The 1,481-nt window shown below is 57.9% G+C and carries 1 protein-coding gene; it reads left to right on the top strand.

Annotation, left to right across the window (positions count from 1 at the left end; all coding sequences use genetic code 11):
* Positions 1 to 661: 661 nt before the first annotated feature.
* Positions 662 to 1,481 (top strand): hypothetical protein (locus AC0L3S_RS39000; protein WP_473285261.1); only part of this gene is annotated, 820 nt, incomplete at its 3' end.

Raw genomic sequence — 1,481 nt, 5'->3', positions numbered from 1 at the left:
GACGAGATAAGCAGTGCCACCAGCACGAGGTTGAAGGTGCCTAACGCTAGCACGGCGACATCAAAAACGCGGGTCAAGCTGATCATAGTGTCCCCCCGTACACGCCAACCGGGTAGAATAGTGGAACTGCCACGAGAGGAGGTCTATGCGGTTTGTGCCTCAGCACCCGATGATGGAAGGCTCCCCACGCAGACTGCAACTGAATCGATAGGGAGGTCGCCTGAGGAGCCGAGACCAATTATCCCAACACCGCTGAAGAAGCCGGGTCAGTTAAGAACCGTTGATCCATCTCAAGCCCTGGAAGCAAGTGCGACGTCAGCTTGGCCCGATCATCGCTCTTCAAGGAGGTGAGAATGATCAGGTTAATTGCAATTGGCGCGTTCGCTCTGTCTCTCGCAGTGCCGGCGCAAGCCACGCCCGTTGCTCCCGCGCTCGCGCAGCCGGACAGCATGATCACGGAAATCGCTGCCGCCTGCGGCGCGGGCAGAACTCGGGTGAACGGCGTTTGCGTGGCACGAACAACCGTCCGGCAAACCCGTCGAGCCGTCCGCAGATGTGCGACCGGAATGACCTGCTAGCGCCTGGCTCAAATAAAGCAGTAGTTTGTCTCGCGGTCAGCGTAGCTGATTAGGCGAAAAAAGGCGTCTCGACCGGTAGTGCCGTGGCCAATGAGCAAAGCCCTGCATGGATTGAAGAGCGCCGCGTGCGCGGTGCACTGGACGACGTGATCATCGTTCCAGTTGCTTTGATAGCGATCGCCGCGAACAAGATCCTGCGTTTCACTATCGCGGTTTTAATGCGATTGCTCGACTATACTTTCCCTCTGGTCATGGAGATTGTCCGGCTTCCGCTTTTCGCGGCCGGGGTTCTGGGTAACCTGATCGTCGCTGTCATCGCCGGTGCGCTGGGCATCCTTCCGCTATCCGAGGCGAGGCGTCGAAAGTGGATGGTGTCAATGCGCCGTCGCTGGTCGTGGCTCCGGCGCAGAATTAGCTATCGGACGTTCGAGCGTAGCCTGCACGTTGCCTTTGCCAAAGGTATGGCGTGGGTATTTCGAAAATGTCGTCATCTCACCCCGAACACCGCAATGCTTGTAATCGTGGCTGCGGTAGTGTGGCTTCCGATCTCTTTCGGGGTTGCGACAGTGATGCATGCGGTATTGTTTGCCAAATTAGCGTCCTGGCCAGCCTGGATGCAGCTTTTGCATCCGTTGGCTACGGTGATCGCTAAGAGCAAGCTTCTGGTGTTGCCGGTGTATCCGGCAGCGTGGCCGCAGGCGAAGAAAAGTTCGCTCGCTCGGCTCATGGGCAGAGCCTACGAAAACATCCAGCGCCAGTACGTCATTAAAAAGCTAGGCTACCGTTATAGACAGGCCGATACGGTCGGCCTCGCAGTGCTTCACGCGTTGATGCGCTCAGCCTGTTTTGCGTCGCTCGCTGGATGGCTTCACAACGCGCACGTGGCCGAACATCTTGGCGTGG

This window comes from Bradyrhizobium sp. Ken01, assembly GCF_055807355.1.
This window is presented reverse-complemented; position numbering and strand designations above follow the sequence as displayed.